A 4,340-nucleotide genomic window follows, 5' to 3' on the forward strand; every position below is an offset into this window, starting at 1 on the left:
TCGACACCCTCACCTCCGGCGCCGCGCTCCTGGGCGACACCGATCTCGCCACCCTCGACGACCGCCGTCTCACCCTGCTGCGCAGGGACCGGATCGGCTTCGTGTTCCAGGCCTTCAACCTGCTCCCGACCCTCACCGTCGCCGAGAACATCACCCTGCCCTCGGCCCTCGCGGGCCGCCCCGTCGACCAGGAGCACGTCGACCGGATCGTCGACACCGTCGGCCTCCGCGACCGCCTCCACCACCGGCCGGGCGAGCTGTCCGGCGGGCAGCAGCAGCGGGTCGCCGTCGCCCGCGCGGGAGTCCAGGTTGCCGGTCGGTTCGTCGGCGAACACGACGTCGGGGTCCCCGGCGAACGCGCGGGCGAGGAGGTCCTGTGCCTGCTCGGCCGTACGGCGCGGGAGACCGGCCGTACGGTCGTCATGGTCACCCACGACCCGGTCGCCGCCGCCCACGCCGACGAGGTGGTCTTCCTCGCGGACGGCCGGCTCGTCGACCGGATGACGGACCCCACGGCCGACCGGGTCCTCGACCGGATGAAGGCGTTCGAGCCGCGGAATCCCGAGTCACTCGAGTCACCCGAGGCACTCAAGACACCCAAGGCACTCAAGACACCCGAGACATCCGACACCGATCTCGCCACCCTCGACGACCGCCGTCTCACCCTGCTGCGCAGGGACCGGATCGGCTTCGTGTTCCAGGCCTTCAACCTGCTCCCGACCCTCACCGTCGCCGAGAACATCACCCTGCCCTCGGCCCTCGCGGGCCGCCCCGTCGACCAGGAGCACGTCGACCGGATCGTCGACACCGTCGGCCTCCGCGACCGCCTCCACCACCGGCCGGGCGAGCTGTCCGGCGGGCAGCAGCAGCGGGTCGCCGTCGCCCGCGCGTTCGCCGGGGACCCCGACGTCGTGTTCGCCGACGAACCGACCGGCAACCTGGACTCCCGCGCGGGCGAGGAGGTCCTGTGCCTGCTCGGCCGTACGGCGCGGGAGACCGGCCGTACGGTCGTCATGGTCACCCACGACCCGGTCGCCGCCGCCCACGCCGACGAGGTGGTCTTCCTCGCGGACGGCCGGCTCGTCGACCGGATGACGGACCCCACGGCCGACCGGGTCCTCGACCGGATGAAGGCGTTCGAGCCGCGGAATCCCGAGTCACTCGAGTCACCCGAGGCACTCAAGACACCCAAGGCACTCAAGACACCCGAGACATCCGAGAAGGCCCCCCGCCCCACGCTCCACTCCGCCGGGCCCCACGCCGGAGGTGAGGGTGTCGAGCCCGGCCGCGCAGTGCATCAGGGTGGACTTGCCGGAGCCCGAGGGGCCCATGACGGCGGTGAAGCGGCCGACGGGGAAGTCGACGCTCACCCCGTCGAGGGCCCTGACCGGGAAGTCGACGCTCACCCCGTCGAGGGCCCTGACCTCCGTGTCGCCGAGAACATCACCCTGCCCTCGGCCCTCGCGGGCCGCCCCGTCGACCAGGAGCACGTCGACCGGATCGTCAACACCGACGGCCTCCGCGACCGCCGCTCCACTCCGCCGGGCCCCACGCCGGAGGTGTCTCCCCGTGAGATCGCCCGCCTTCCCCGTCCCGCTCCGGCTCGCCCGTTCCTCCCTCCGTGCCCACCGGCGCCGGTTCCTCGGCACCTTCCTCGCCGTCGTCCTCGGCGTCGCCTTCCTCACCGGCACCCTCGTCATGGGCGACACCCTGCGCGCGAGCTTCGACGCGATGTTCACCGGCGCGAGCCGGGGCACCGACGCCGTCGTCCGCAGCGCCGTCACGGTGACCTCCCCGGGCGACGCCCAGGGCACCCGGGGCCCCGTCGACGCCGCGCTCGCCGAGCGCCTCGCGCGCGTGCCTGTGGTCGCCGCCGCCGCGCCCCGCATCGAGGGCGCCGGACAGCTCCTCGCCGCCGACGGCACCCCCGTCGGCGGCAAGGGCCCGCCCACCCTCGCCGGGAACTGGATCGACGACCCGGACCTCAACCCGTACGAGCTCGCGGAAGGCCGTGCTCCGAGCGCCCCCGGGGAGGCCGTCGTCAACCGCGGCGCCGCCCGGGCCGCGGGCCTCGCCACGGGCGACACGACCGTGCTGCGCACCCCCGATCCGGTGCGCGTCACCGTCGTCGGACTCGTCACCTTCGGCGGCGCCGACGGCATGGGCCAGGTCACCTGGGCCGGTCTGACCCGGGCCGACGCCGAGCGGTATCTGACGGCCCGCTCCGGCGGGGCGACGAGCATCGCCGTACGGGCCGGGCCCGGCGTCTCCCAGGAGGAACTGGTCGCCGCCCTCGCCCCCGTGCTCCCGGACGACGTCGAGGCGATCACCGGGCAGCGGGCCGCCGAGGAGAACACCGAGTCGGTCTCCGGACGCTTCCTCGACCTCTTCACGACCCTCCTCATGGTGTTCAGCGGGGTCGCGGTCCTCGTGTCCGTCTTCGGCATCCACAACACGTTCGCGGTGCTCGTCGCCCAGCGGACCCGGGAGAACGCGCTGCTCCGCGCCATCGGCGCCGCTCGCGGCCAGATCGTCGCGGGCACGCTGGCCGAGGCGCTGACCGTCGGTCTGCCGGCCTCCCTCGCCGGACTGCTCGCCGGGATCGGCGTGGCGGCCGGACTCCAGGCCCTCTTCCCGGCCCTCGGCTTCCCCTTCCCCGACGGCGACCTGGTCGTGTCCGCCCCCTCCGTCCTGCTGCCGCTCGCCGTGGGGCTCGCGGTCTGCGCCGGCTCGGCGCTCCTGCCCGCCGTACGAGCCGGGCGCACGGCCCCGCTCGCCGCCCTCCGGGAGACGCAGGCCGACGCCTCGGGCACGTCACGCGCGCGCGTGACGACCGGTGCCGCCCTGCTCGCCGCCGCGGTCGGCACCGTCCTCGCCGGGGTGCTCGGCACTCCCTCGCTCGGGCTCGCCGCGACCGGCGCGGCGCTCGCCGTCGTCGCCTTCGTGGTCCTCGGCCCGGTGGCCGTCCCGGTCGCCGTACGGCTCCTCGGCGGTCCGCTGCGCGGCGCGAGCCGCGGTCTGGCCCGGCGGAACGCCCTGCGCAGCCCCGGACGTACCGCGGCGACCGCGACCGCCCTGGCGATCGGCGTCGCGGTGGTCACCCTCTTCACGGTCTTCGGCGCCTCCCTGAAGGCGACCATGGACCGCACGGTCGACCGCTCCTTCGCGGGGGACGTGGCCATCAGCGGCGCCTCGTTCGGCGCGGGCGGCGCGGGGCTCAGCCCGCGCCTGGCTCCGGCCGTCGGCGCCCTGCCCGAGGTCGACACCGCCGTGGGCCTGGGGCGCGGGGTGGCCGAGGTCGACGGCAGGGGTCGCGCGCTGACCGTCACCGACCCGGCCGCGCTCTCCCGGACCCTCGATCTGGGGGCGGTACGGGGCTCCCTCGCCGGCCTCGGTACGGACGGGCTGGCCGTCGCCGCCAACGAGGCCGCCTCCACGGGCCTGGCCCCGGGGCGGACGGCGGAGCTGGCGTTCACCGACGGCACCCGCCGCACCTTCACCGTCCGGGCCGTCTACGAGCGCTCCGACCTCGCCGGCGCCTACCTCGTCACCCGGGAGGCCTGGGCCCCGCACCGTACCCAGGACTCCGACACACTGGTCGCCGTGGCCTTCGCGGACGGTGTGGGCACCGAGGAGGGCCGGGCCGCGGTGACCGCGGTGGCGGACCGCTACGGGCAGCCCGAGGTGCAGACCAGGGCGGAGTACGCGCAGTCCGCGGCGGGCGGTGTCGACATGATGCTCACCCTCGTCTACGCGCTGCTAGCCCTCGCGGTCCTGATCGCCCTGCTCGGCATCACGAACACGCTGACCCTGTCGGTGCACGAGCGGACGAGGGAACTGGGCCTGCTCCGAGCCGTCGGCCAGACCCGGGCCCAGCTGCGGTCCATGGTCCGCTGGGAGTCGGTCCTGGTGGCGGCGTTCGGAACGCTCGGCGGACTCGTGCTCGGCGGCTTCCTCGGCTGGGTGCTGGTCCGGGCCTCGGCGGGCCCGGGCGACGGCGCGCTCGTCTTCGCCGTACCGGTGGCGCAGTCGGCGACGGTGGCTCTGGCGGGCCTGGTCGCCGGAGCCGTGGCGGCGGTGCGCCCGGCCCGCCGCGCCGCCCGTCTGGAGGTGCTCCGGGCGATCGCCGTGGAGTGAGGGCGGGGCCCGGGCCAGGCCCCGTCAGCCCGCGCGGCCCGCCGGCACCCGGCGGGCCGTCGCGAGGGCGGTCGCCGGGGCGAGGACGGGGGTGAGGGCCGGCGCGGCGGCCGGGTCGGCCGGGGCGCTGAGCGGGACGCCGGGGAACGGCGCGTACGCGGGGAGGGAGAGGTCCGTGAGGGGGACGCACACGGCGTCGGCAC

Annotated in this window: 1 protein-coding gene and 3 pseudogenes; 3 read left to right on the forward strand and 1 reads right to left on the reverse strand. The window is 75.9% G+C overall.

What is annotated here, in order from left to right; genetic code table 11:
* Together EAO70_RS03915 and EAO70_RS03920 are read left to right on the forward strand one after the other, a co-directional pair.
* Positions 1 to 551, forward strand: a pseudogene (locus tag EAO70_RS03915) (ABC transporter ATP-binding protein); the annotation flags it as partial.
* 75 nt (positions 552 to 626) lie between these two features.
* Positions 627 to 1,142, forward strand: a pseudogene (locus EAO70_RS03920) (ABC transporter ATP-binding protein); the annotation flags it as partial.
* A gap of 117 nt (positions 1,143 to 1,259) precedes the next feature.
* Here the strand turns inward: EAO70_RS03920 and EAO70_RS03925 are convergent.
* Positions 1,260 to 1,406, reverse strand: a pseudogene (locus EAO70_RS03925) (ATP-binding cassette domain-containing protein); the annotation flags it as partial.
* Between the two features lie 163 nt (positions 1,407 to 1,569).
* Here EAO70_RS03925 and EAO70_RS03930 point away from each other — a divergent pair.
* Positions 1,570 to 4,137, forward strand: coding sequence for an FtsX-like permease family protein (locus tag EAO70_RS03930; RefSeq protein WP_148001622.1), 2,568 nt, complete (start codon positions 1,570 to 1,572; stop codon positions 4,135 to 4,137).
* The last annotated feature ends 203 nt before the right edge of the window (positions 4,138 to 4,340 follow it).

Source organism: Streptomyces sp. adm13(2018) (assembly GCF_008042145.1).
Taxonomy (GTDB): domain Bacteria; phylum Actinomycetota; class Actinomycetes; order Streptomycetales; family Streptomycetaceae; genus Streptomyces.